The sequence below is a fragment of the Nonomuraea sp. 3N208 genome (genome assembly GCF_052245935.1).
Classification (GTDB): Bacteria; Actinomycetota; Actinomycetes; order Streptosporangiales; family Streptosporangiaceae; genus Nonomuraea.
This window is the reverse complement of the sequence record NZ_JBQQBR010000026.1, coordinates 40,179-65,341: the sequence shown is the minus strand read 5'-3', so window position 1 is coordinate 65,341 and position 25,163 is coordinate 40,179. Positions and strand designations below refer to the sequence as shown.

The 25,163-nt window shown below is 71.0% G+C and carries 23 protein-coding genes, 1 pseudogene and 1 riboswitch; of the genes and pseudogenes, 13 read left to right on the top strand and 11 right to left on the bottom strand.

Annotated features, from left to right (window positions below; genetic code table 11):
* Nucleotide 1: 1 nt before the first annotated feature.
* From ACTWPT_RS34705 to ACTWPT_RS34690, 4 genes are read left to right on the top strand one after another with little or no spacing between them, the layout of a single operon-like run.
* Nucleotides 2-559: a histidine phosphatase family protein gene (locus tag ACTWPT_RS34705; RefSeq protein ID WP_443181731.1), complete on the top strand. Its 558-nt coding sequence runs from the start codon at nt 2-4 to the stop codon at nt 557-559.
* A complete protein-coding gene (locus ACTWPT_RS34700) occupies nt 556-2,625 on the top strand; it encodes a magnesium chelatase subunit D family protein (RefSeq protein WP_443181730.1) in 2,070 nt (689 codons plus the stop codon). Before ACTWPT_RS34705 ends, ACTWPT_RS34700 begins: the two co-directional genes overlap by 4 nt.
* A 2-nt stretch (nt 2,626-2,627) precedes the next feature.
* Entirely contained in the window at nt 2,628-3,230 is a 603-nt protein-coding gene (gene cobO / locus ACTWPT_RS34695) for a cob(I)yrinic acid a,c-diamide adenosyltransferase (protein ID WP_443181729.1), read from the top strand.
* Nucleotides 3,224-4,552 (top strand): cobyrinate a,c-diamide synthase, encoded by a 1,329-nt coding sequence (locus ACTWPT_RS34690; protein WP_443181728.1) that lies wholly within the window; start codon nt 3,224-3,226, stop codon nt 4,550-4,552. The genes cobO and ACTWPT_RS34690 overlap by 7 nt, the downstream gene beginning before the upstream one ends.
* Here the strand turns inward: ACTWPT_RS34690 and cobN are convergent.
* Nucleotides 4,507-8,103 carry a cobaltochelatase subunit CobN gene (cobN, locus tag ACTWPT_RS34685; RefSeq protein WP_443181727.1) on the bottom strand — a complete coding sequence of 1,199 codons (3,597 nt, stop codon included), beginning with the start codon at nt 8,101-8,103 and terminating at the stop codon, nt 4,507-4,509. The genes ACTWPT_RS34690 and cobN overlap by 46 nt on opposite strands.
* Before the next feature lie 31 nt (nt 8,104-8,134).
* A riboswitch (cobalamin riboswitch) is annotated at nt 8,135-8,340 on the bottom strand.
* 12 nt (nt 8,341-8,352) lie between these two features.
* Here cobN and cobG point away from each other — a divergent pair.
* Genes cobG through cobJ form a run of 3 tightly spaced genes read left to right on the top strand, consistent with a single transcriptional unit; the run spans nt 8,353 to nt 11,758 of the window.
* Complete coding sequence (gene cobG / locus ACTWPT_RS34680; protein ID WP_443181726.1) at nt 8,353-9,654, top strand: precorrin-3B synthase; 1,302 nt, start codon at nt 8,353-8,355, stop codon at nt 9,652-9,654.
* The gene (locus tag ACTWPT_RS34675; protein ID WP_443181725.1) at nt 9,654-10,274 is read left to right on the top strand and encodes a precorrin-8X methylmutase; all 621 of its coding nucleotides are present in this window, start codon (nt 9,654-9,656) and stop codon (nt 10,272-10,274) included. The genes cobG and ACTWPT_RS34675 overlap by 1 nt, the downstream gene beginning before the upstream one ends.
* 5 nt (nt 10,275-10,279) lie before the next feature.
* Nucleotides 10,280-11,758 carry a precorrin-3B C(17)-methyltransferase gene (cobJ, locus tag ACTWPT_RS34670; protein WP_443181724.1) on the top strand — a complete coding sequence of 493 codons (1,479 nt, stop codon included), beginning with the start codon at nt 10,280-10,282 and terminating at the stop codon, nt 11,756-11,758.
* Here the strand turns inward: cobJ and ACTWPT_RS34665 are convergent.
* Genes ACTWPT_RS34665 through ACTWPT_RS34650 form a run of 4 tightly spaced genes read right to left on the bottom strand, consistent with a single transcriptional unit; the run spans nt 11,749 to nt 14,835 of the window.
* On the bottom strand, nt 11,749-12,477 hold the full coding sequence (locus ACTWPT_RS34665; protein ID WP_443181723.1) for a cobalt-precorrin-6A reductase: 729 nt from the start codon (nt 12,475-12,477) through the stop codon (nt 11,749-11,751). The two genes, cobJ and ACTWPT_RS34665, sit on opposite strands and share 10 nt — an antisense overlap.
* Nucleotides 12,462-13,217 (bottom strand): precorrin-4 C(11)-methyltransferase, encoded by a 756-nt coding sequence (cobM, locus tag ACTWPT_RS34660; protein WP_443181722.1) that lies wholly within the window; start codon nt 13,215-13,217, stop codon nt 12,462-12,464. The genes ACTWPT_RS34665 and cobM overlap by 16 nt, the downstream gene beginning before the upstream one ends.
* Entirely contained in the window at nt 13,214-14,452 is a 1,239-nt protein-coding gene (gene cbiE, locus ACTWPT_RS34655; RefSeq protein ID WP_443181721.1) for a precorrin-6y C5,15-methyltransferase (decarboxylating) subunit CbiE, read from the bottom strand. The genes cobM and cbiE overlap by 4 nt, the downstream gene beginning before the upstream one ends.
* Nucleotides 14,449-14,835 (bottom strand): pyridoxamine 5'-phosphate oxidase family protein, encoded by a 387-nt coding sequence (locus ACTWPT_RS34650; protein WP_443181720.1) that lies wholly within the window; start codon nt 14,833-14,835, stop codon nt 14,449-14,451. Before ACTWPT_RS34650 ends, cbiE begins: the two co-directional genes overlap by 4 nt.
* Nucleotides 14,836-14,907: 72 nt before the next feature.
* On the opposite strand from ACTWPT_RS34650, the gene cobF reads away from it, so the two are divergent.
* From cobF to ACTWPT_RS34635, 3 genes are all read left to right on the top strand, one after another.
* On the top strand, nt 14,908-15,666 hold the full coding sequence (cobF, locus tag ACTWPT_RS34645; protein ID WP_443181719.1) for a precorrin-6A synthase (deacetylating): 759 nt from the start codon (nt 14,908-14,910) through the stop codon (nt 15,664-15,666).
* Nucleotides 15,569-16,942, top strand: a complete 1,374-nt coding sequence (locus ACTWPT_RS34640; RefSeq protein WP_443181718.1) for a pyridoxal phosphate-dependent aminotransferase — start codon at nt 15,569-15,571, stop codon at nt 16,940-16,942. Before cobF ends, ACTWPT_RS34640 begins: the two co-directional genes overlap by 98 nt.
* Before the next feature lie 374 nt (nt 16,943-17,316).
* Nucleotides 17,317-17,736 carry a DoxX family protein gene (locus tag ACTWPT_RS34635; protein ID WP_443181717.1) on the top strand — a complete coding sequence of 140 codons (420 nt, stop codon included), beginning with the start codon at nt 17,317-17,319 and terminating at the stop codon, nt 17,734-17,736.
* 92 nt (nt 17,737-17,828) lie between these two features.
* On the opposite strand, the gene ACTWPT_RS34630 is transcribed toward ACTWPT_RS34635, so the two are convergent.
* Nucleotides 17,829-17,957, bottom strand: coding sequence for a hypothetical protein (locus ACTWPT_RS34630; protein ID WP_443181716.1), 129 nt, complete (start codon nt 17,955-17,957; stop codon nt 17,829-17,831).
* Between the two features lie 276 nt (nt 17,958-18,233).
* Here ACTWPT_RS34630 and ACTWPT_RS34625 point away from each other — a divergent pair, with 276 nt between their 5' ends.
* Nucleotides 18,234-19,220 carry a glycoside hydrolase family 11 protein gene (locus tag ACTWPT_RS34625; protein ID WP_443181715.1) on the top strand — a complete coding sequence of 329 codons (987 nt, stop codon included), beginning with the start codon at nt 18,234-18,236 and terminating at the stop codon, nt 19,218-19,220.
* 76 nt (nt 19,221-19,296) lie between these two features.
* Complete coding sequence (locus ACTWPT_RS34620; protein ID WP_443181714.1) at nt 19,297-19,569, top strand: hypothetical protein; 273 nt, start codon at nt 19,297-19,299, stop codon at nt 19,567-19,569.
* A gap of 5 nt (nt 19,570-19,574) precedes the next feature.
* Here ACTWPT_RS34620 and ACTWPT_RS34615 read toward each other — a convergent pair whose 3' ends face one another.
* The 5 genes and pseudogenes from ACTWPT_RS34615 to ACTWPT_RS34595 form a co-directional block, all read right to left on the bottom strand.
* Complete coding sequence (locus ACTWPT_RS34615; protein WP_443181713.1) at nt 19,575-21,404, bottom strand: ABC transporter ATP-binding protein; 1,830 nt, start codon at nt 21,402-21,404, stop codon at nt 19,575-19,577.
* Nucleotides 21,405-21,571: 167 nt separating this feature from the next.
* Nucleotides 21,572-22,219, bottom strand: a complete 648-nt coding sequence (locus ACTWPT_RS34610; protein WP_443181712.1) for a cellulose binding domain-containing protein — start codon at nt 22,217-22,219, stop codon at nt 21,572-21,574.
* A gap of 214 nt (nt 22,220-22,433) precedes the next feature.
* Nucleotides 22,434-22,841: pseudogene (locus tag ACTWPT_RS34605) on the bottom strand (IS200/IS605 family accessory protein TnpB-related protein); the annotation flags it as partial.
* A gap of 148 nt (nt 22,842-22,989) precedes the next feature.
* Complete coding sequence (locus ACTWPT_RS34600; RefSeq protein WP_443181839.1) at nt 22,990-23,091, bottom strand: glucuronyl esterase domain-containing protein; 102 nt, start codon at nt 23,089-23,091, stop codon at nt 22,990-22,992.
* A gap of 26 nt (nt 23,092-23,117) precedes the next feature.
* Complete coding sequence (locus ACTWPT_RS34595; protein ID WP_443181711.1) at nt 23,118-23,954, bottom strand: glucuronyl esterase domain-containing protein; 837 nt, start codon at nt 23,952-23,954, stop codon at nt 23,118-23,120.
* A 328-nt stretch (nt 23,955-24,282) separates the two neighbouring features.
* On the opposite strand from ACTWPT_RS34595, the gene ACTWPT_RS34590 reads away from it, so the two are divergent.
* Nucleotides 24,283-25,128, top strand: a complete 846-nt coding sequence (locus tag ACTWPT_RS34590) for a S1 family peptidase (RefSeq protein ID WP_443181710.1) — start codon at nt 24,283-24,285, stop codon at nt 25,126-25,128.
* The last annotated feature ends 35 nt before the right edge of the window (nt 25,129-25,163 follow it).

Here is a 25,163-nt window from a genome sequence, read left to right as displayed (position 1 = left end):
GGTGCTGTTCGTCCGGCACGCCAGCACGCCGGGGATGCGGGCCGCGTGCTTTCCCGCGGCCGATGAGGACGCCGACGCGGCGAGCCTGGCCCGGGCCACCGCCATGGCTCCGGCGGTGGCCGGGGCGGTGGCATGGACGGCTCCCAGCGCCGCCGCGCGGCAAACCGTCGCCGCCATCGGTCTGGAGGCGCGGGTGTCCGCCGCCATCGCGGAGGCGGACTGCGGCAGGTGGTGCGGCCTGCCGTACGAGCAGGTCGCACGGGAGGAGCCGGACGCCGTGGCGAAGTGGCTGACCGACCCGCAGGCGGCCCCGCACGGCGGTGAGAGCCTGGCCGCGCACGCCGGCCGGGTCGCCGGCTGGCTCGAGTCGGTGCGCGGGGACCGCGACATCGTTGCCGTCTGCGACACGGGCGCCATCCGGGCTGCGCTCGGCCACGCGCTGGGGCTGGATCCGCCGCACTCTTCCCGATTCGATCTCGCGCCGCTGTCCGTCACCGAACTGACCGTCACGCGGGGCGGCTGGCGGGTCGCCCACGTCAACCGGAAGGTCCTGTTTTGATCGTCACGTATCCGTTCAGCGCGGTCGTCGGGCTCGATGACCTGAAGCTGGCGTTGGTGCTCAACGCGGTCTCTCCGCGCGTGGGCGGGGTGCTCGTCCGTGGTGAGAAGGGCACCGCGAAGTCCACGATCGTGCGCGCGCTGGCCGCGCAGCTGCCGACCGTGAACGTGGTGCCGGGATGCCGGTTCTCCTGCGATCCGGCCGTGCCCGACGCGGAATGCTCGGACGGGCCGCACGAGCCCGGCGCCCAGAGCCTGGAGCGTCCGGCTGCCCTGGTGGAGCTGCCGGTGGGCGCCTCGGAGGACCGTCTGGCCGGCTCGCTCGACGTGGAGCGGGCACTGACGGAGGGCGTGAAGGCGTTCGAGCCCGGTCTGCTGGCTTCGGCGCATCGCGGCGTCCTCTACGTGGACGAGGTGAACCTGCTCCACGACCACCTCGTCGACCTGCTGCTCGACGCGGCGGCGCTCGGCACGTGCTACGTGGAGCGCGAGTCGGTGTCGGTGCGACACGCCGCCAGGTTCCTGCTGGTCGGGACCATGAACCCGGAGGAGGGCGAGCTTCGGCCGCAGTTGCTGGACCGGTTCGGGCTGACGGTCGAGGTCAAGGCGTCCAGGGATCCGCAGGAGCGGGCCGAGGTGGTGCGGCGGCGGCTCGCCTTCGACGCGGACGCCGGAGCGTTCGCTGCTCGGTGGGCGGATGAGGAGTCGGCGCTGGCGGACCGGATCGCCCAGGCCAGGGCTCGCGTGCCGGGCGTGCGGCTGCCTGACGTCCGGCTGCGGCAGATCGCGACGGTGTGCGCGGCGTACGAGGTGGACGGCCTCCGGGCCGACCTGGTCACCGCGCACACGGCCATCGCTCACGCCGCCTGGCAGGGCAGAGACGTGGTGACCACCGACGATGTTCGTGCCGCGGCCCGGCTGTCGCTGCCGCACCGGCGGCGGCGAGATCCGTTCGACGCGCCGGGGTTGGACGACGCCGAGCTCGACGAGCTGTTGGCGCGGACGTCGGAGGATGAGGATCCCGACCATCCCGACGATCCCGACGGTGGAGGTCCTGATATTTCGGGACCCGAAGGGTCCGAAGGGCCGGGGAGTTCGCCGGCACAGGCCGATGACGGCGCACCGTCCGTCGAAGACCAGCCGACCGGCGATTCAGCGGGCGCCGACGGCGCACCGTCCGTCGAAGACCGGCCGACCGGCGATTCAGGGGGCGCCGAGCCGAGCTCGGCCGGTGAGGCCGCCGGGGGCGAAGTGGCGGGGCCTGTGGCCGGGGTCGCGGCGCCGTACCGGGTGCCGTTGCTGGAGGTGCCGGGGGTCGGCGAGGGGGCGGCGGGGCGGCGGTCACGCTCGCGCACCCCGAGCGGCCAGGCCGTCGGCTCGCGCCGCCCCGGCGGACGCGTACGCGATCTGCACGTGACGGCGACGGTGCTGGCGGCCGCACCGCACCAGGCGCGGCGCGGGCGGACCGGTCCCGGGCTGGTGCTGCTCCAGGACGATCTGCGCGAGGTGGTGCGCGAGGGCCGGGAGGGCAACCTCGTGCTGTTCGTGGTGGACGCGAGCGGATCGATGGCGGCACGCAGGCGGATGACCGCGGTCAAGACGGCGGTGTTGAGCCTGCTGCTCGATGCCTACCAGCGGCGCGACAAGGTCGGCCTGGTCACCTTCCGCGGCCTGAGCGCGGAGGTCGCGCTACCGCCGACCTCGTCGGTCGAGGCGGGTGCGGCGCGGTTGCGTTCGCTGCCGACCGGTGGGCGTACGCCGCTGGCGGCGGGGTTGGCGCGGGCGGCGGAGGTGCTGCGGGTGGAGCGGCTGCGCGACCCGGCACGGCGGCCGCTGCTGGTGCTGGTGACGGATGGGCGCGCCACGGCGGGCGGGGACGTGGATCGGGCGGCCGCGCTGTTGAAGGGCACGGCGGCGGTGGTCGTCGACTGCGAGAGCGGGCCGGTACGGCTCGGGCTGGCGGTCCGGTTGGCGTCCCGGTTGCGAGCCCGTCTCGTGTCCCTCGATTCACTGGCCGATCTCGGTTCGGTCATTCGTGAGCACAGGAACCACAGGAAGGCGGTCTGACCATGCCGCAGGGTAAACCCGCCGTCGTACCCGACGACGGCCTCACCACCCGGCAGCGCCGCACTCGACCGCTGCTGATCGTGCACACCGGTCCCGGCAAGGGCAAGTCCACGGCCGCGTTCGGAATGGCGCTGCGTGCCTGGAACCAGGGCTGGCCGATCGGGGTGTTCCAGTTCGTGAAGTCGGCCAAGTGGCGCATCGGCGAGGAGCGGGCGCTGAAGGTGCTCGGGGAGACGGGCGAGGGCGGCTCGGTGACCTGGCACAAGATGGGCGAGGGCTGGTCGTGGATCCAGCGGCCGGGCACCGAGGAGGATCACGCGGCGGACGCCCGTGAGGGGTGGGAGCAGATCAAGCGTGATCTGGCGGCCGAGACGTACCGGTTCTACGTGCTGGACGAGTTCACGTACCCGCTGAAGTGGGGCTGGCTGGAGCTGGATGACGTGCTGGCGGCGCTCACCGGGCGCCCAGGCAACCAGCACGTGGTGATCACCGGCAGGGACGCGCCCGAGCGGTTGACCGAGGCGGCGGATCTGGTGACGGAGATGGCCAAGGTCCGCCATCCCATGGATGCCGGGCAGAAGGGACAGAAAGGCATCGAGTGGTAGTGCCCCGGCTCGTCATCGCAGCGCCGTCGTCCGGCAGCGGCAAGACGACGGTGGCCACCGGCCTGATGGCGGCGCTGCGGGCACGAGGGCTGAGGGTTTCCCCGCACAAGGTGGGGCCGGACTACATCGACCCCGGCTACCACGCATTGGCCACCAGGCGCCCCGGGCGCAATCTGGATCCGTGGCTGGTCGGCGAGGAGCGGGTGCGGCCGCTGTTCCTGCATGGGGCGGCGGGGTGTGACGTGGCGGTGGTCGAGGGTGTGATGGGGCTGTTCGACGGCAAGGGCGACACGGACTTCGCCTCGACCGCCCACGTCGCCCGGCTGCTGGACGCGCCGGTGGTGCTGGTGCTGGACGCGGCGCGGCAGAGCAGGTCGGTGGCGGCGGTGGTGCACGGGTTCGCCACCTTCGACTCGCGGGTGCGGGTGGGCGGGGTGGTGCTCAACCGGGTGGGCTCGGATCGGCACGAGGAGCTGTGCCGATCCGCGCTGGCCTCAGCAGGGGTGCCGGTGCTGGGGGCGATCCGGCGGGACGACGCGGTCGCCACACCGTCCCGGCATCTGGGGCTGGTGCCCGCCGCCGAGCGGGAAGCCGAGGCGCTGGCCTCGGTGGACCGGCTGGCCGCCTTGGTGACGCGCTCGTGCGACCTCGACGGATTGCTGCGGCTGGCGGCGTCGGCTCCGCCGCTGGACGCGACCCCGTGGGAGCCCGTGCGGAGGGAACGGACGGACAGGCCGGTGGTGGCGGTGGCGGGCGGGGCGGCGTTCACGTTCGGCTATGCCGAGCACGTCGAGTTGCTGCGGGCGGCCGGCGCGGACGTCGCCGTGTTCGACCCGTTGCGCGACGAGTGCCTGCCGGACGGGACCGCCGCGCTCGTGATAGGTGGCGGGTTCCCCGAGGTGTACACGGCCGAGCTGGCCGCCAACGAGCCGCTGCGCGCGGAGGTGGCGGCCTTCCGCGGGCCGATCGCGGCCGAATGCGCCGGGCTGCTCTATCTGTGCGAGGAGTTGGACGGGCAGCGGATGTGCGGACGGGTGCCGGGCAGGGCTCGGATGACGTCCCGGCTCACGCTCGGCTACCGGGACGCCGTCGCACTCAGGCGTTCGCCGCTGACGGAAAGGGGCGAACGCTTCCGGGGGCACGAGTTCCACCGCACCGCCGTCGAGTACGCGGGTGAGCCGCTGTTCCGCTGGGAGGGCGGCGCGGATGGTTTCGGCGACGCCCTCGTGACCGCGTCGTACCTGCACCTGCACTGGGCGGGCCTGCCGATGCTCGCTCAGCGGCTGGTGTCGTCCTCCAGGTCGCCCTCGGTTTTCAGATAGACCTCCTGCAGGTCGCGCAGGATCTCCGGGTCGGGGTGCTGCCACATGCCGCGCTCGGCGGCTTCGAGAAGGCGTTCGGCGATGCCGTGCAACGCCCACGGGTTCGACTGCGCCATGAACGCCTGGTTCTCCGGGTCGAGCACATAGGTCTCGGTGAGCTTGTCGTACATCCAGTCGGCGACCACGCCGGTGGTGGCGTCGTAGCCGAACAGGTAGTCGACGGTGGCGGCCAGCTCGAAGGCGCCCTTGTAGCCGTGGCGGCGCATCGCGGCCAGCCAGCGCGGGTTGACGACCCTGGCGCGGAAGATGCGGGACGTCTCCTCCGACAGGGTGCGGGTCCGGACGGCGTCGGGGCGGGTGCTGTCGCCGACGTACGCGGCCGGCGCCCTGCCGGTGAGCGCGCGAACGGTGGCGATCATGCCGCCGTGGTACTGGAAGTAGTCGTCGGAGTCGGCGATGTCGTGCTCGCGGGTGTCGACGTTCTTGGCGGCCACGGCGATCCTGCGGTAGGCGTCCTCCATCTGGGGGCGGGCGGCGACGCCGTCGAGGTCGCGACCGTAGGCGAAGCCGCCCCACACCGCGTACACCTCGGCCAGGTCGGCGTCGTCGCGCCAGTTGCGGCTGTCGATCAGCGGGAGCAGCCCGGCCCCGTAGGCGCCCGGCGCGGAGCCGAAGATGCGCATGGTCGCCCGGCGCCGGTCGCCGCCGGTGGCCGCAACGTGGGCGCGGACGTAGTTGTCCTCGTCCGGCTCGTCCAGGGAGGCGGCCAGCCGTACGGCGTCGTCGAGCATGGCGACGACGTGCGGGAACGCGTCGCGGAAGAAGCCGCTGATGCGGACCGTCACGTCGATCCTGGGGCGGCCCAGCTCGGCGAGCGGGATCGGCTCCAGGCTCGTGACCCGGCGCGAGGCCTCGTCCCATTCGGGGCGGACGCCGAGCAGGGCCAGCACCTCGGCCACGTCGTCGCCCGCCGTACGCATCGCGCTGGTGCCCCAGACGGACAGCCCCACCGAGCGCGGCCACTCGCCGGTGTCGGCTCGGTAGCGCTCTACCAGCGACTCGGCCATGGCCTGGCCGGTCTCCCAGGCCAGTCTGCTGGGGATCGCACGAGGATCGACGGAGTAGAAGTTGCGGCCGGTGGGCAGCACGTTGACCAGACCGCGCAGGGGTGAGCCGCTCGGCCCGGCGGGGACGTAGCCGCCGTCCAGGGCGTGCAGGACGTGGTCGAGCTCGTCGGTGGTGCGGGCCAGGCGCGGCACCATCTCGGTGGCGGCGAAGGCGAGGACCCGCGTCACGAGGTCGCCTCTGTCGCCGGGCAGCCCGCGCGTGACCTCCCCCGCCGCGTCCTCCGCCCAGTCGCGTCGCTCCATGGCCTCAACGAGGGCGCGGGCGGTCGCCTCGGCCCGGTCCACGCTCGCCAGTTCCGCCGTGCCGTCCTCGGCCAGGCCGAGCGCCTCACGCAGGCCGGGCAGCGTCTCGCGGCCGGACCACATCTGCCGGGCGCGCAGCATCGCCAGGACCAGGTCCACGCGCACCTGTCCGGTCGGCGCCTGCCCGAGCACGTGCAGGCCGTCGCGGATCTGGGCGTCCTTCACCTCGCACAACCAGCCGTCGACGTGCAGGATGAAGTCGTCGAACTCGCTGTCGTGCGGCCGGTCCGCCAGGCCGAGGTCGTGGTCGAGCCGGGCGGCCTGGATCAGGGTCCAGATCTGCGCCCGGATGGCGGGCAGCTTGGCCGGGTCCATGGCGGCGATGGTGGCGTGCTCGTCCAGGAGCTGCTCCAGCCGGGCGATGTCGCCGTACGTCTCCGCCCGCGCCATGGGCGGCACCAGGTGGTCCACCAGGATGGCGTGCGCCCGCCGTTTGGCCTGCGTGCCCTCCCCCGGGTCGTTCACCAGGAACGGGTAGACCAGCGGCAGGTCGCCGATGGCCGCGTCGGTGCCGCACGCCGCGGACATGCCCGCCGACTTTCCGGGCAGCCACTCCAGGTTGCCGTGCTTGCCCACATGCACCATCGCGTGTGCGCCGGAGCCCCCGAACTCGGCCGACAGCCAGCGGTAGGCGGCCAGGTAGTGGTGGCTGGGCGGCAGGTCGGGGTCGTGATAGATGGCGATCGGGTTCTCGCCGAAGCCGCGCGGCGGCTGCACCATCACCACGAGGTTGCCGGCCCGCAGTGCTGCCAGGACGATGTCGCCGTCGTGCACGAACAGCTCGCCCGGCGGTGGTCCCCAGTGCCGCTCCATCTGCGCCCGCAGGCCCTCGGGCAGGGTCCGGTACCACTCTGCGTAGGACGCGGCGGAGATGCGTACCGGATTACCCGCCAGGTGCTCCTCGGTCAGCCAATCCTGGTCCTGGCCGCCCGCGGCGATCAACGCGTGGATGAGCGCGTCGCCGTCCTGCTCCGCCACCCCGGGGAAGCCCTCGCCCAGGTCGTAGCCCGCTTCGGCGAGCCTGGCCAGCAGCCTGACCGTGCTGGCCGGGGTGTCCAGGCCGACCGCGTTCCCCACCCGGGAGTGCTTGGTCGGGTACGCCGACAACATCACCACCAGGCGGCGCTCGGCGGGCGGGGTGTGCCTGAGCAGCCCGTGCCGCACCGCGATGCCCGCCACCCGGGCGGCCCGCTCGTCGTCGGCGACGTAGACGGTCAGCCCGTCGGGGTCGATCTCCTTGAACGAGAACGGCACCGTGATGATCCGGCCGTCGAACTCCGGGATGGCCACCTGCGAGGCCGCGTCCAGCGGCGACAGGCCGTCGTCGTTCTCCTCCCACGCTTGCCTGCTGGTGGTCAGGCAGAGCCCCTGCAGGATCGGCACGTCCAGGGCGGCCAGCGCGCCCACGTCCCACGCCTCGTCGTCGCCGCCCGCGCTCGCCGCGGCGGGGCGCGAGCCGCCCGCCGCCAGCACGGTCACCACCAGCGCGTCGGCGGCCCGCAGGGTGTCGAACAGCTCGGGCTCGGCGGTACGCAGTGAGGAGCAGAAAACCGGCAGCGCCTGCCCGCCCGCCTCCTCGACCGCCGCGCAGAGCGTCTCCACGAACCCGGTGTTGCCCGCCATGTGATGCGCCCGGTAGTACAGCACACCGATCACAGGCCCCCGCCCGGAACGCGCGTCGCGCTCCAGCAGCCCCCAGGAGGGCGTGGGCTCCGGGGGCGCGAATCCGCGTCCGGTCAGCAACACCGTGTCCGACAGGAACGCGTGCAGCTCCCCCAGGTTGGTCTGCCCGCCATGGGCCAGGTAGGCGTGGGCCTCGGCGCAGACGCCGCCACTGACCGTGGACAGCTCCATCAGCTCGGCGTCCGGCGCCTGCTCACCGCCCAGCACCACCACCGGGCGCGGCCCGGCCAGCAGCGCGTCCAGGCCCTCCTCCCAGGCGCGCCGGCCGCCGAGCAGGCGTACCACGACCAGGTCGACGTCCTCCAGCAGGGCAGGCAGGTCCTCGGCCACCAGCCGGGCCGGGTTCCCCAAGCGGTAGGCGGCACCGCTCGCGCGAGCACTCAGCAGGTCGGTGTCGGAGGTGGAAAGCAGCAGGACGGTACGGCTGTCGCCAGGCACAGCGCAATCCTCCCTCGGGGTCCTCGCCCCGGTCGTGGGTGTCGCGACGGCTGGAGTCTCCTGGCTCCCGGATCGACGCTCACCCCGGCCTTCCCACCCGTCGCCGGGCAGTGGCCTTCGGTGGGGTTCGCTCCCCGGTCACAGTGGCGGGACCGCGCCGGATTCGCACCGGCTTCCTCCCTTGCCATCGCCTACGCAGGAGCCTACGGCAGGAAGACCGTTGCCAGAAGTGGCGTTACCATCCTGATCGTGTCCATAGCCGACTTTTCCGGACGTTTGCGCCCTGACGCCTGTCCGGGAGCGCTACAGGTGCACGAGGCCGCCGACGGGCCCTTGGCCAGGGTCCGTCTGCCGGGCGGCGCCATCTCGCCCGGCCGGCTCCGCGAGCTGGCCGGCTGCGCGGAGGACCTCGGCTCGGGCGTGATCGAGCTGACCTCCCGGGCGAACGTCCAGGTGCGTGGTCTGCGCTCGCCCGCCGCCTTCGCCGAGCGGATCGCCGCCGCCGGGCTGCTGCCGTCGGCGGCGCACGAGCGGGTGCGCAACATCGTGGCCTCGCCGCTCGGCGGCCGCACCGGATTCCTGGACCCGCAGCCGCTGGTGGACGCGCTGGACCGGGCGCTGTGCGCGCGACCGCGCCTGGCCGGGCTGCCGGGGCGGTTCCTGTTCGCGGTGGACGACGGCACCGGCGACATGCTCGCGCTCGGCGCCGACGTCACGTTCTTCGACGGGCGGCTGCTGCTGGCGGGCGTGGATGCGGGACTCGCCGCGAGCCCGGACACGGCCGCCGAACGCATGATCGCCGCCGCCGAGGCGTTCCTCGACGAGCGTGAGACCTCCGGAGGGGACCAGGCCGCGTGGCGGATCGCGGAGCTGGCGAACGGGCCCGCCCGCATCGCCGCCCGCCTCCGCGCCACACCCCGTCCGCTATCCCGGTCGAACTCGGACTCCGGGGCCGCGTCGGCCGCCGGGACCGCCTCGGACGCCACGGTCGACTCGGACGCCGTGGTCACCACGGTCGCCCCGGTCACCCCGGTCGCCGCGGTTGCCTCGGTCGCCTCGGCGTCCTCGCAGCGCGCGGGGCGCGTCGAGCAGCGGGACGGGCGGGTGGCGCTGGCGGCCGTGGTGCCGCTCGGACGGCTGTCCGCCGCCCAGGCGCGCGCCATCGCCGAAGCCGCCGAGGTGAACGACGCTGCCGGTGCGGAGGGCACCACCGGTGGGGCGGTTCCGGTGCGGCTCACGCCGTGGCGGACCGTCGTCCTTCTCGACCTGGAGCGCGCCGCCGCGGACCGGGCGACGCGGGTCCTGGAGGCGGCCGGGCTGGTGACCGACCCGGCGTCGCCCTGGGCCGGCGTGAGCGCCTGCACCGGCCGCCCGGGCTGTGCCAAGTCGCTGGCCGACGTTCAGGAGGACGCGCGGCGCTGGGTGGCGACCCTGGACGGTACTCCGGCGATGCCCGTGCACTGGTCCGGTTGCGAGCGGCGCTGCGGACTGCCGCGCGGCCGGGTCGTCCAGATGATCGCCACCGACGACGGATACCAGGAAAGGCAGTAGTGAGCGACTACATCCGCGACGGCGCGGAGATCTACCGGCGTTCGTTCGCGACCATCCGTGCCGAGACCGACCTCTCCGGGATGCCGCCCGAAGTGGCGCAGGTGGCGGTGCGGATGATCCACGCCTGCGGCATGACCGACCTCGTGGCCGACCTGGACTGGTCGCCACAGGTGGTCGGCCGGGCCCGCGAGGCGCTGCGCCAGGGTGCGCCCGTGCTGTGCGACGCGCAGATGGTCGCCTCCGGCGTGACCAGGCGCAGGCTGCCCGCCGGCAACGAGGTGGTGTGCACGCTGGGCGACCCCGGCGTGCCGGAACTGGCCGAACGGCTCGGCACCACGCGGAGCGCCGCCGCGCTGGAGCTGTGGCGTGGCCGCCTCGACGGCGCGGTCGTGGCGATCGGCAATGCGCCGACCGCGCTGTTCCGGCTGCTCGAACTCGTCGCCGAGGGCGCGGGAACCCCCGCTGCCGTGCTCGGGATCCCGGTGGGGTTCATCGGCGCGGCCGAGTCGAAGCGGGCGCTGGCGGACAGCGAACTGGAGTACCTGGTGGTGCACGGCCGGCGCGGCGGCAGTGCGATGACGGCGGCGGCGGTCAACGCCATCGCGAACGAGACGGAGTGATGGCGATGACGGGACGGCTGTACGGCGTCGGGCTCGGCCCCGGGGACCCGGAGCTGGTCACGGTCAAGACGGCCCGGCTGATCGGCGAGGCCGACGTGATCGCCTACCACGCCGCCAGGCACGGCCGCAGCATCGCCCGCTCCATCGCGCTGCCGTACATGAAGGACGGCCAGATCGAGGAGCTGCTGCTCTACCCGCTGACCACGGAGACCACCGACCATCCCGGCGGATACCAGGGCGCGCTCGACGACTTCTACGCCGACTGCGCCGAGCGGCTGGCCGCCCACCTGGACGCGGGCCGGACCGTGGTCGTGCTGAGTGAGGGCGACCCGCTCTTCTACGGCTCCTACATGCACATGCACAAGCGGCTCGCCCACCGCTATCCGACCGAGGTCGTGCCCGGCGTCACCTCCGTCAGCGCCGCCTCGGCCGTGCTGGGCCGGCCGCTGGTGGAACGGGACGAGGTGCTGACCGTGCTGCCCGGGACGCTGCCCGCCGAGGTGCTGGCGGACAGGCTGCGCGGCACCGACTCGGCGGCGGTGCTCAAGCTGGGCCGGACGTTCGAGAAGGTCCGCGACGCCCTGGCCGAGGCGGGACGACTGGACGACGCCTGGTACGTCGAGCGCGCCACGATGGGCACCGAGCGGGTCGCGCCGCTCAAGGACGTGGACGCCGACGGGGTGCCGTACTTCTCGCTGGCCCTGCTCGCCAGCCCCGCCGAGCGGACGTTCGTCCCCGAATCCCCCGCGGCCGAAGCTCGGGGCGAGGTGGTCGTGGTGGGCCTCGGGCCCGCCGGGCGGCCGTGGCTCACGCCCGAGGCCCAGGAGGCGCTGGCGGCGGCGACCGACCTCGTCGGGTACGGCCCGTACGTGGACCGGGTCGCCCCGAACCCGCGCCAGAGCCGCCACCGCACCGACAACCGGGTCGAGGCCGAGCGTGCCAGGCATGCCCTGGAGCTGGCCCGCGACGGAGCGCGGGTGGCCGTGGTGTCCTCCGGCGACCCGGGCGTGTTCGCCATGGCCAGCGCCGTGCTGGAGGCGGCGGCCGACTTCCCTGACGTGCCGGTCCGGATCGTCCCCGGGCTGACCGCCGCCCAGGCGGTGGCCAGCCGGGTCGGCGCTCCGCTGGGCCACGACTACTGCGTGCTGTCGCTATCGGACCTGCTCAAACCGTGGGAGGTGGTGGCCGACCGGCTGACCGCCGCCGCCCGGGCCGACCTGGTGCTGGCGATCTACAACCCGGCCTCGCGCAGCCGCACCTGGCAGGTCGCCGCCGCCCGTGACCTGCTGCTGGAGCATCGCGACGCCACCACTCCCGTGGTGATCGGCCGGAACGTCGGCGGCGAGCAGGAGAGCGTCACCGTCACCACGCTCGGCGAGCTCGACCCCGCGCAGGTGGACATGCGCTGCCTGCTGATCGTCGGCTCCTCGACGACCCGGATCACCGATCGCGGAGTCGTCTACACCCCGCGCCGCTACCCCTGAGCCCAGGCCGCCGCCTCCCCGGCCGTCTCCACCAACCGGACGCCGGCGGGCGGCGGCGGCCGGTCCACCATGATCACCGGCAGGCCGAGCGCGCGGGCCGCCACGAGCTTGGCGGTGGTCATCGGCCCGCCGCTGTCCTTGGTGACCAGCACGTCGAGGCGGTGCTCGCGGATGAGAGCGCGCTCGCCCTCCACGGTGTACGGTCCACGGTCGAGCAGCACGTGCACGTTGTCCGGGACAGGCGGCTCGGGTGGGTCGACCGACCTGGCGAGCAGCCACACCCCGGCCAGGCCGGTGAAGACCGGCAGGCTCCGGCGGCCGGTGGTGAGGAACACCCGCGCCGGGGCACGCAACCGTGCGGCGGCCTCATGCAGCGAGGCGACGCGCTGCCAGATATCGCCCGGCCCCTCCCGCCAGCCGGGGCGACGCAGGACCAGCAGCGGCACGCCCGTCCTCGCCGACGCCTCGGCCGCCGAGGCGGTCATCCGCGCGGCGAACGGGTGAGTGGCGTCCACCATGGCGTCGATCCGCTCGGCCACCAGCCAGGCCGCCAGCCCGTCCGGCCCGCCGAATCCGCCCTCGCGGAGCTCCCCCACCGGCAGCCGCGGGTTGCTCACCCGCCCGGCCAGCGACGACACCACGTGAACGCCCTTGTCGACCAGCTCGGCGGCCAGCGCCCGCGCCTCGGCCGTGCCGCCCAGGATCAGGACCCGTCGCACGGCCGCGCCCGCTCCGCGCTGTAGAGGTGGCTGTCGGGGAACTGGGTCGCCGACAGCACCCGGCCGACGACGATCACCGCCGTACGGCGGATCCCGGCCTCGTGCACCTGCCCGGCGATGTCCGCCAGCGTGCCCCGCAGGATCACCTCGTCGGGTCTGCTGGCCCGCGCCACCACCGCCACCGGGCAGTCCGGCCCGTAGGAGGGCAGCAGCTCCGCCACCACCGCGTCGATCCGCTGGACCGCCAGGTGCAGCACCATCGTGGCGCCGCTCGCGCCCAGGGTCTTCAGGTCCTCCCCCTCGGGCATCGGCGTGGCCCGGGCGGAGGTGCGGGTCAGAATGATGGTCTGGCCGATGCCGGGCACGGTCAGCTCCCTGCCCAGTGAGGCCGCCGCCGCCGCGAACGCCGGCACGCCGGGGACCACCTCGTACGGCACGCCCAGCCCGTCCAGCCTGCGCATCTGCTCGGCGACCGCGCTGAACACCGACGGGTCGCCCGAGTGCAGCCGCGCCACGTCCAGGCCCGCGCGGTGGGCGGCGAGCAGCTCGGCGACGATCTCGTCGAGGTTCAGGTTCGCGGTGTCGACCAGCCTGGTCCCCACGGGGCAGGCGTCCAGGAGTTCGCGGGGCACGAGCGAGCCCGCGTACAGGCACACCGGCGACGACTGCAGCCGGCGCAGGCCGCGCAGGGTGATCAGGTCGGCGGCGCCCGGGCCGGCCCCGATGAAGTAGACGGTCACGGCACGTCCTTCCTGGTGACCGACCACACGGTCACCGGCATCGCGGCCCGCCAGCCCGTGAAGGACCCGACGGGAGAGGCCCGCTGCACGGCCAGGCGCACCAGATCGCCGCCGAGCCGGGCGTACCACTGGGCCATGACGGACTCGGACTCCAGGGTGACGGCGTTCGCCACCAGTCTGCCGCCCGGCCGCAGCGCCGCCCAGCAGCTCTCCAGCAGCCCGGGCGCGGTCGCGCCGCCACCGACGAACACCGCGTCGGGCGCGGGCAGCCCCTCCAGCGCCGCAGGGGCCCTGCCCTCGACGACCCGCAGCGACGGCACGCCGAGCCGGTCGGCGTTGCGCGCGATGGCGGCGGCGCGGCCGGGCCTGCTCTCGATCGCTATGGCCGCGCACGACGGATGGCCGCGCATCCACTCGATGGCGATGCTGCCCGCCCCCGCGCCCACGTCCCACAGCAGCTCCCCCGGCAACGGCGCGAGCCGCGACAGGCTGACCGCACGGACCTCTCGCTTGGTGAGCTGCCCGTCGTGCTCGAACGCCTCGTCGGGGAGTCCGGGCACGCGTGCGAGCGGCGCGACGCCGGGGTCGGGGACGCACTCGACGGCGATCACGTTCAGCGCGGACGGTTCGGCTTCCTGCGAGGCCCAGGTCGCCGCCGTGCCCGTCACGACGGATTCGGACGCCGCGCCCAGGTCCGACAGGACGGTCATCCGGCTGGGCCCGAACCCCCGCCCGGTCATCAGCCCGGCCACGAGGGACGGGGAGTCGCGGCCGGCGCCGAGCACGACGACCCGCCGCCCCGGCAGGAGTGCGGCGTTCAGCGCTGCCGGGGAGCGGCCCACGAGGCTGATCACGTCCACCTGCTCCACCGGCCAGCCGAGCCGGGCACACGCCAGCGACAGTGACGACACGTGTGGGACCACCCGGACGTTCGCGGCGCCCAGGAGCCGGACCAGCGTGGAGCCGATGCCATAGAACATGGGATCGCCGCTGGCCAGCACGCACACGTCGCGCCCGGCGTACCGCTCCATCAGCGCGGGCAGCGCGGGCAGCAGCGGTGCGGGCCAGGCCACACGCTCGGCCGTGGGCGCAGGCACGCGCTCGGCCGTGGGCGCGGGCACGAGGTCGAGCTGCCGCGCGGCGCCCATGAGCACCTCGGCGGCCTCCAGGGCCAGCCGCGCGTCGGCGGACAACCCGTCCCAGCCGTCCGCGCCGATGCCGACGACGGTGATCACACGTTGCCCAGCACGCGCGTCACCTGGATCTCCACGACCACCCGCGCCGGGTTGGGCCGGGGCGGCTTGTAGCGGGCGGCGTAGCGGCGCTCGGCGTCGGCCACCTGCTCGGGCTCGGTACGCAGCACCGCGCGGCCCTCCAGCGTCGACCACCGGCGCCCGTCCACCTGGCAGAGCGCCACCAGCGCGCTGTCCGCGCCGATGAGCCGGGCCTTGACCGAGGAAGCCGAGGTGATCACGCGGGCGACACCATTCCGCAGGTCCAGCGTCGCGCCCACCGGCACCACGTGCGGCGGGCCGCCGGGGCGTGCGGTGGAGAGCGTGCACAGGTGCCGCTCCTGCCAGAACGCGGCGAAGGCGTCGCCCTGCTCGACGAGATCCACGCCCCTCCTTGGCCTCTTTGGGGTAATTCGCGAGGCATATCGTATATCCGCTGTTCTGGCAGACTCGTGCGGGTGAAGCGGCTACTCGTCATCGGCATCGGCGCCGGCGATCCCGACCATCTCACCCTCCAGGCGGTCAAGGCCATCGCCGCCACGGACGTGTTCCTCATCGTGGACAAGGGCGAGGTCAAACACGAACTGGTCCAGCTCCGGCTGGATCTGATCGCCGCGCACGGCCACCGGCCGTACCGGATCGCCGAGGCCAGGGACCCCGAGCGCGACCGGGCCGCCCCGGCGTACGCCGCCGCCGTCGACGACTGGCGCTCGCGCCGCGCGCTGGCCTGCGAGGCGCTCATCCGCGACGAGCTGCGCGACGGCCAGACCGGGGCGTTCCTGGTATGGGGCGACCCGGGTGTGTACGACAGCACGCTCGCCATCGTCGAGGAGATCCTCCAGCGTGGGAACGTCACGTTCGAGTACGAGGTCATCCCCGGGATCAGCAGCGTGGCCGCGCTCACCGCCCGCCACCACACCAGCCTCACCCAGGTAGGACGGCCCGTGCACCTCACCACCGGCCGCCGCCTGGCCGAGCACGGCCCCACGGCCGACGACGTGGTCGTCATGCTGGACGCCCACTGCTCCTTCGCCGGGCTCGACGACTTCCACATCCACTGGGGCGCATACCTGGGAACACCTGACGAGATCCTGGTGTCCGGGCCGGTCGCCGAGGTCGGTGACCGGATCCGCGAGCTTCGGGCCGAGGCACGCGCCCGCAAGGGTTGGATCATGGACACGTACCTCCTGCGCCGCCTGCCTCGCACCGAGGGTTGACGGACCTGGCGTCTGCCGGACGGGCTGCCCGCTCCAGTCATTCAGTCCGCCCTTGTACCCTTTGGCTGCGATCGGAGCGGGAGGTCATGGCGTGAGGATTTCGGAACGTGCGCAGGCTGTCGCCCCGTTTTTCGCAATGGAGTTCGGCAAATATGCCGCAGCGCTGGAGTCCCAGGGGCACCACGTCATCAAGCTCAACATCGGCGAACCGGACTTCGGCGCGCCCCCGGCCGTCTTGGACGCGATGCGCGAGGTCATGGACGGCAGGCCGATGGCCTACACGGCGGCGCTCGGGCTGCCCGCGCTAAGACAGGCGATCGCGCGGTTCTACCTGAACCAGCACGGCGTCGGCGTCGACCCTTCCCGAGTGGTCGTGACCGCGGGCGCCTCTGCCGCCCTGGTACTGGCCACCGCGGCGCTCGTCAACACCGGAGACGAGGTGCTGATCGGAGACCCGTCGTACCCCTGCAACCGGCAGATCGTCGAGAGCTTCGGCGCCCGCGTCACGCTCGTCCCCGCCACCGCGGAGACCCGCTTCCAGCCGGACGCGGCATCGGTGAAGTCGAGCTGGACGGACGACACTCGCGGGATCATGATCGCCACCCCGTCGAACCCGACGGGCACCTCGATTCCGTCCGATGAGCTGGCCACGATCTGCGAGCTCGCCCGCGAGCGTGACGCGTGGCGCATCGTCGATGAGATCTACCTCAACCTGAGCGACCACGACGAGCAGGGCCGGCCGCCGCGGAGCGTGCTGTCGTTCGATCCCGACGCCGTCGTCATCAACAGCTTCTCGAAGTACTTCGGCATGACCGGCTGGCGACTCGGCTGGTGCGTCGTGCCGGAGATCCTCGTGCCGGCGATGGAGCGCCTGGCCCAGAACTACTTCCTCTGCGCGTCCGCTCCCGCGCAGCACGCTGCTCTGGCCTGCTTCACCCCCGAGTCCCTCGCGGTCTGCGAGGCCCGCCGCGGCGAGTTCGCCAAGCGGCGCGCGCTCGTTCTCGACGGGCTGGTGCGGGTCGGGCTGCCGGTTCCCGTCCCGCCCGACGGTGCGTTCTACGCGTACTTCGACGTCAGCCGTACCGGGCTCACGTCCTGGGAGTTCTGCGAGCGAGCGCTGCACGAGGCACATGTCGCCCTCACTCCGGGCAGGGATTTCGGCGCGCACACCGCCGAGACGCATGTCCGGCTCTCGTACGCGGTGTCGACGGATGATCTTCAAGAAGGGATCGCCCGGCTTGCGAGGTTCGTCGCCACACTTCGGCCGACGATGTGACGGAAGCCGGCGGTCGGCGTGCCCCCAAGCTGCAGCAGTGCCGGGGTGTCACAGCCAGGTGCGATCGCCCTCCAGCACCATGCGCACGGTCTCGTCCTTGAACTCTTCGTGAAGCTTCTTCGTGCCGTGTTTCACTCCCACTTCGTCAGATCAGCCGTGCACTCATGAAAGTTTCAACGTTGAGGCACGCTCAGGATTAGCGCGTCCGGCCACATGACGCGCATATCAGTCGCGCCGGAGAGTGATTCTCCGGGCGGCTCGGCATTGACATTTGATAACTGAGCAAAGAACCTCGCTGGGAGCGCTCCCAAACTACTACTTCTGTTCCGTTCCAGCGGGCCCGCCACAACATCCCCTCAGAAAGGACACCTGCTGTGGAGTCATTGGCCAAGAATCAAGGGCTGTTCCTGGCCCTGTACCGGTTCGTGGTGGGACTGCTGTTCGCCTGCCACGGCGTGGCCACACTCTTCGACGTGCTGGGCGGGCCGCACGGCCAAGTGCCCAGCATCGGGCAATGGCCGGGATGGTGGGCCGCAGTCATCCAGCTGGTCGGGGGCGTCCTCGTCCTGCTCGGACTGGCCGCCCGCGCCGCCGCCGTCATCTGCTCAGGCTCCATGGCCTACGCCTACTTCATCGTCCACCAGCCTCAAGCACTCTTCCCGATCCAGAACGGCGGCGAGCTGGCCGCGCTCTTCTGCTGGTCCTTCCTCCTCATCGCCATCCTCGGGCCCGGCCGCTGGGCGCTGTCCGGGTTGCTGACGCCCTCGCAAGTCGTCGAACACGACAGGAGGTGACGATCGCCGCACATGGCTCGGCGGCTGCTCGCGGGTAGGCGATGCGGTCAGGCGCGCCAGCGGCTTCCTTCATGGCCGGGCACGGAGCTTCTTCACAGCGGCTCCGGCGCCCGGCCGTTCTCACTCTCGTCGAGGATGCCGACGCCATCACCGCCCGCGTCGCCGTGCATTCGCACGTCCCCGGCGCCCGCGTGCTTCCAGAGGCGGACATCGGCGGGCATGATTCCCGCCTGGCATGTTTCGGAAGATCGGCGAAAGTTTCATCACCCAATCCTGGACCCAATCAACCAGGATGGGGCCACGGCCAGGACAGGTGCGTTCTTGAGTTATCTCCGACTCTGCGGCATCGGTTGACAACTCGATCGTGGCGTCCGACACTTTCGCCACAGCACCGATAGTTTCGACATCGACCAGACAAACCTCGCCCACTGCCGATCCGGGTCACCCACATCACACTGCGCGCCCACGCCCGCCTTCACGAGGAAGGAAGCACGCACATGAACGGCGCCCCCGCCCACCGGAAGAGCCGCAGACGCGGCCGGATCAGGCTGCTCATCGCCCGTGCCTGCGCCTTGGCCGTAGCCCTGGTCGTGGCCGTCGCGATGCCGCCCGGCATCGCCAACGCGGCCCCGATAACCTCGAATCAAACGGGCACCAACAACGGCTACTTCTATTCGTTCTGGACCGACAGCCCTGGAACGGTCTCCATGGAACTGGGCTCCGGCGGCAATTACAGCACCTCATGGCGCAACACGGGGAACTTCGTTGCCGGTAAGGGCTGGAACCCCGGCGGACGCAGGACCGTGAACTACTCGGGCAGCTTCAATCCGTCCGGCAATGCATATCTGACTCTCTATGGGTGGACGAGAAACCCGCTCGTGGAATACTACATCGTCGACAACTGGGGCACTTACCGGCCCACCGGGACGTACAAGGGCACGGTCACCAGCGATGGCGGCACGTACGACATCTATCAGACGACGCGCTACAACGCCCCCTCCATCGAAGGCAACAGAACCTTTAATCAGTACTGGAGTGTCCGGCAGTCGAAGAAAACGGGCGGAACCATAACCTCTGGCAACCACTTTGACGCATGGGCCCGCTATGGAATGAATCTGGGCAGCCATGATTACATGATCCTCGCAACCGAGGGATATCAAAGCAGCGGGAGTTCCAATATCACGGTGGGCGGCTCCTCCGGCGGCGGCAACCCCGGCAGCGGCTGCACCGCGACGCTGTCCGCCGGTCAGCAGTGGAGCGACAGGTACAACCTCAACGTCTCGGTCAGCGGCTCAAGCAACTGGACCGTGACGATGAACGTGCCGTCCCCAGCGAAGATCATCGCTACCTGGAACATCAGCGCGAGCTACCCCAGCGCCCAAGTGCTGACCGCCAGGCCCAACGGCAATGGCAACAACTGGGGTGTGACGATCCAGCACAACGGCAATACGACCTGGCCCACGGTCTCCTGCAGCGCGAGCTGACCTCCGAACACCCGAAAAGCACCGCACCTGTGGCGCGGCGGCCAATGACCGCCGCGCCGCACTGCTGTGGCGGCACGTGCGCCTCCGCGTGCACGCCCTCGACGTGGTCGCCGACGCCGGCCTCCGCGAAGACGGCGGCCGCGGCCTCGGCGCCGATCCCCCAGTCGGCCGCGACGACCTGGACCCCGTACTCGCGGGCGAGGAACACCGAGGTAGCGCCCTTGCCCGAGCCCGGGTCGAGCACCCGCATCCCTGGACGCAGATCGAGGTCTTGCGCCAGGTCCTCCAGCAACCACAGGGGGTTGGGGCCCATGTCGAGCTGGAGCAGGCACGCATGCAGAACTCCTGACCCAATCAATGGTGGAGCGCGTCCGGGGCGTCGTTATCCACCAGGAAGCCACCCGATTGGTGGCGCCAGAGCCGCGCGTAGGGACCTTGGGCCTGGAGCAACTCGCTGTGGGTGCCTTGCTCCACGATGTGTCCCCGGTTGAGCACGACAAGCCGATCCATGCGGACAACGGTGCTCAAGCGGTGCGCGACCACGATCGCGGTACGGTCCTGCATCAAGCGCCACAAGGCTTCCTGAACGAGGATTTCGCTCTCGGAGTCCAGGGCGCTGGTCGCCTCGTCCAGCAGCAGAATGGGGGCGTCGCGCAGGATCGCGCGCGCCAGGGCGAGGCGTTGCCGCTGACCGCCGGAGAGCTTGACGCCACGCTCGCCGACCAAGGTGTCGAATCCGTTCGGCAGAGACTCGGCGAACTCCGTGACATGCGCCGCCCGCGCGGCCCGCAGAATCTCGTCATCGGTGGCCCCCGGCCGGGCGAACGCGATGTTGTCACGCACCGACCGGTGGAACATGGCGGGCTCCTGCGGGACATAGGCGATAAGACTGCGCAGGTCGGCTTGACGCAGCCGGGTGATGTCCTGACCGCCTATCAGGATCCGGCCTCCATCGACGTCCATGAGGCGCAGCAACAGCCGGGTCAGCGTGCTCTTGCCACCGCCGGACTGGCCGACCAGCCCGATCTTGGTGCCGCTGGGGATGTCCAGGTTCAGGTCCTCGAAGAGAGGCGGGCCCTCGGCGTGTGCGAACCTCACCCGCTCGAAGCGGACGCTCGCGTCGGCCGGGCGCAGCGGCTGCGGGTCGGCCGGATCCACCACGGTCGGCGGTACCAGGAGCAGTTCGGTGAACTGGGCGGCTTCGGTGAGCACACTCTCGATGCGCCGGTAGATCTGGTTGAACTCGAACATGATGCTGATCGTGGTCGAGTAGTAGGAGAACGTCACCACGATGGCCTCCACGCCGAGGCCTCCCCGGAGTGCCACGGCAAGGAGCAGGCCCACAGCACTGGTGAGGACCGACAGCGGGGCGACGACGGTGTCCACCCGGAGATTGCCGTAATCCCAGGAGCGGAGCGACAGCTTGCCCTGCTCGGCGACCCTGGCCCGATGTTCGGTGGCTTCGCGATCCTCGGCGGCGAACGCGCGAACCGTCTCCATGTTGGCGAGCACATCGGCGACGTGGCCCGACACCAGCACTTTGGCCGCCTCACGTTCGTCGACCAGTGCTTGGCGACGGCGAATGAGCGGAGCGACGAGAAAGCCGGTGACGACGATGAGGCCCACGAGAACGACGACCAGCAGCGGGTGATACTGCCACAACACGACCGAAGCGAAGGTCAGCGGCACCACCTTGGCCATGATCGAGAATGTGAGCGTGTCGGCGAATTCCTCGAACCTGGAGGAGAATCCCAGCACACGTTTGGTCAGCGAACCGGCGAAGTTGTCATGAAAGAACGCGGCGTCCTTGGTCAGCAACTCGTCCATGCCCACCACGCCGAGTCGCTCGATCCCCCGGGCGTCCGTACGGTTCAGGAAGTGCAGTCCCACCCGCCACAGCGCTTCGCCCGCGAGCAGGCACCCGGCGAATCCGAGCACATAAGGCAGTAACGCGGCGAGGGTGCCGTCCCTGCCTTCGGAAAGATGCCCCACAAGCCCGGCGACCGCCAGCGGTGCCAGGTAGAACAGGCAGATGTTCCCCATCGCCGGCAGCGTCAGCGCGGGCCCCGCGACCCGCCACTGGCGCTTCAGCTCGCCGCCGTAGTAGCGCAGGACCAGGAGAACCGCCGACTTTCGTACGGACGGACCAGTCCTGGAGTCCTCGAGTGATCCGTGCACAGCCATCCGCCCTCCCGAATGCCGACAGCGCCTTGGCCATGGTGCCGGAGGGTGTACGGCAGAGCGAACGATTTTCCGGCCGCGCACGGACACATGTGGCACTGCTCGCGGCAGGCCGCCGGCCCACCCACCCCTGGTGAGGAGGGGTTGGGTGGGCCGGGGAGTGCCGGCTGTCAGGCGCAGGTGTACCCGGACGGAAGTGCGGTGTTGCCGTTCGGGCGGCTCGCCTGGAAGCCGAGGCTGGTGGTGGCGGCTCCGGGGGCGAGGGTGCCGTTGTGACCGGCGTTCCTGATGGTCACGGTCTGCCCGCTGGCGGTGACGGTGCCGTTCCACGAGCCGGTCAGCGTGTGCCCGTCCGGCAGCGTGAAGGTGACAGTCCATCCGGTGATCGTCGAGGTGCCGGTGTTGGTGATGGTCAGCGGCTGGATGACGTACCCGGTGGCCCACTGGGTCTGCACGGTCGGAACGGCCGTGCAGGTGGACGCGGCCGGGGTGCCCGGCGTGCTCGGCGGGGTGGTGTCGCTGCCTGAGTCGCTGAGGGTCGGGGTCTGCCAGTCCCTCCATTCCGACAAATTGCCCATCGCCCTGGACGAGATCCTGATCGCGCCGGCGGCATTGCCCGTCTTCAGCAGGAACTTCTGGATGTTCTGCTGCAACGGGGTCCTCCACTCAGGCCTGTTGGCGCAGTGGCTGCCGTCTTGGATGTCGGACCAGTAGGTGATGTTCTCGCCCGCGCCGAGCGCCTTGTAGACCTCCGCACCACCCAAAGCCGCCACGCTCGCGGACCGGGGACCCAGATTGGTGATGTGGGGATTGTCCATGGTCAACTACCACCGGCTGAAGCCGGTGGCTTGCTCTCACGGTCCCGTCTGGCTGACGGGAGGCCGGTAGCGTGCGACTGGTTGACAGCAGCCCAGCCCGCAACCCCGCGTACGGCGACGTTGCAGGCCGCGATGTGATCGGCGTGCCCAGCGAGGCCACAGCCGGTGCAGACGAACCGGCCCGGGCGGGCCGATTCGCTCTGGAGACGCACCCGCAGTCGGGACAGGCCTGGGAGGTGTAGGCGGGGTCGACCAGTGTGAAGGCGATCCCGGCCCGTGCGGCCTTGTAGCGGGTGAACTCGATCAGCTGGGCGAATGCCCAGCCGTGCAGGGTGCGCCGCTGGAGCCGGTGAGCCCTTGCCCGGCCTCGGATGCCCTGGAGATCCTCCAGGGCGATGCCGCGGCCGGTGCGTTCGGCTTCGCACACCACGAACGTGGAGATCTGGTGGTTGACGTCGGTCATCATCCGGTGCTCACGCCCGGACAGGCGGCGCAGCACCCGCCGCGCCGAAGGGGTGCCTTTCTTCTGCAAGCGGCGGCGTTGCCGATGCCGCCGCTCGCGCAGGCTGCGGACGTGTCCGTTGCCTTGGATCGGGCCGGGCAGGGCGGGGCCGGGCAGCACCGCGCCGTCGTTGGTGCCATCGCGCACCTCCTGTCACAAGCCCCTCACGCACCGCAGATATTACTGGCTGTTACCAATATTTTCCATACTGTTTTCGAAAGGAGGGGCTTCCTCCCGGCCCTGAAGGATCGGGCCTCCGCGCCACAAATCAGATGAAGAGTCCGCGCGGCGCGATCATGGCCACGATTTCATGCGTGTCCACCGGCAGCCTGGTCGGGCTGCTCGTGAAAGAGCCGAACGCGTCGCTCAGCCATGGCTGCTCTCCGTAGGCACTGCTCAGCTCTGGGCGCCTTCCCCGGGAATCCCGCGGAAAATGGGAACGCCGGCGCTGCCCGACTCGATCGGCATGGTCAAAGCGATGCGCTGATCGAACGCACCGGCCACAAAGGCGCCCTTTCCGAACCTCGAGCATCCCGTGACGCCGGTCGCATCCGCTTGGAGAATGCTGCCGTCCGACTGCTCGATGACGTCGATGATGCGGCTCACACCCCAGCCCCAGGCGAGCAGCAGCCCTGTGCTGCTCGAGGAGCCGTAAATGCTGTAGAACGCGCCTTGCTTGTTGTTCCGCGGCGTGCCCTCTCGCCCGACCGCATAGGGGTCGTAGCTGATGACGGCAGCACCTGCCGCCGTGATGGCGGCCGTGTCCGCGCCGAATCCGCCCAGGACGACAACGGCCGGGAAGGGGCCGGAACCACTCGGCAGTGAGACGCTTGCCGAGAAACCGGAGCTCCTGCCGTTGTGGTTCACGTTCACCGTGATGCCGTTTCTCGAGACCGTTCCCGTGACACTGGCCGGCTTTACGGGCTTCTCGCCGTAGACGAACCTCTCCGCCAGCCTCTTGATCTCTTCCCGTCGGCACCGCCACTCGGACTTGGCGGAGATGCGCGTACCATCCAGCTTCCTGAAGGGATCGGGAAGCTTCGAGTTGGTCGGCAATGATCCCGCGTCGGGGAGGCCGGGTACCGCGCAATCGGCACCCTCGTTCTCCACTCCAGCAGCCGCAGCGGCCTCGGTGGATGCCATCGTCACCACTCCAGCGACCGAGAGCGTCGCCGCTACCGCCAACGCGACGATCCTCGTACGGATCTTAGAGCGGGCCAAGGTAGTGATCACCAGAGCTCTCCCTTCCGAGTGGGGCGTTGGCGATCAGTCTGAGAATTCCTTCGAAACATGTCAACGCCACGCCGAAATGTTTCAAAGATGGACTCTTGAGCGCACTTCTCGCCTGGGAATACACCCGGCCAAATCCCGAAACTATCGGAAATTAGCTGAATACGAGGCGGAGAGCGGCCGACGGGGCACGAAACCGCGGTAGGCGACGCGCTGCCGCCTGAGCACCGGCGCGAGAAGCTGACAGCAGACTTTCAGGCTCCTGGGACTTGATCCGCATGCCACGTCAGTGGCAGAACTGCACAAGTAACCAGGAAAGGAAAGTTACGTCATGAGATCATTAACTCGGTTGGCCGCAGCGATCTTCACCGTAGCCCTCGCCGTAGTCACCGTCGCCATGCCCGCTCAGGCCATCACCGGCGGGGAACCCGACGGAGAACGCCACCCGAATGTCGGCTTGATTATGTTCTACCAGCCTGACGGTCGCTTCCGGTGCTCCGCGACGCTGGTCTCGCCGACCGTGCTCGTCACCGCCGCGCACTGTACCGAGGGAACGCTCGGCAAGACCTTGGTGACGTTCAAGTCGGAGATCGCCAAGGAGCCCCCGGCGCCATTCCCCGTGGCGGCAGACCCGAGCAAGGGCTACACGGCCGCCGAGATCACCGGCGCCGGCGCCCTGTCCGGCACGGCGCACTCCCACCCGCAGTACTCCGACTTCACCGACCTCGACAACTGGAACGACGTCGGCGTGATCGTCCTGGACAAGGCGGTCTCCGGGATCACTCCGGCCAAGATCGCGTCCTCGAGGTTCCTTGACGCCTACCGCCCGCCGACGCTGAGCAAGACGCTCTTCGAGTTCGTCGGCTATGGCACGGAGGTGCGCAAGCCGCTCACCGGCCCCCAGAAGCCGCAGCCGATGAGCTACCCCCTGGAGCGCCGCTACACCACTCAGCCCGGCCAGAAGCTCACCGAGCAGATCCTCCAGGCCAACGGTAACTACAACGACACCCGCGGCGGCGGTGGCACCTGCTTCGGCGACTCGGGCGGCCCCGTGTTCCTCAAGGGCTACCTCGTCGCGGTGACGAGCTACGGCTACACGCAGAACTGCCGCTACCTCGGCGGCTACCAGCGCATCGACATCCCTGTCGCGCAGAACTGGCTGAACGACTACCTGTAGACGGCCAGGCGGACAGCTTCTCCTGCGCCCCGCTC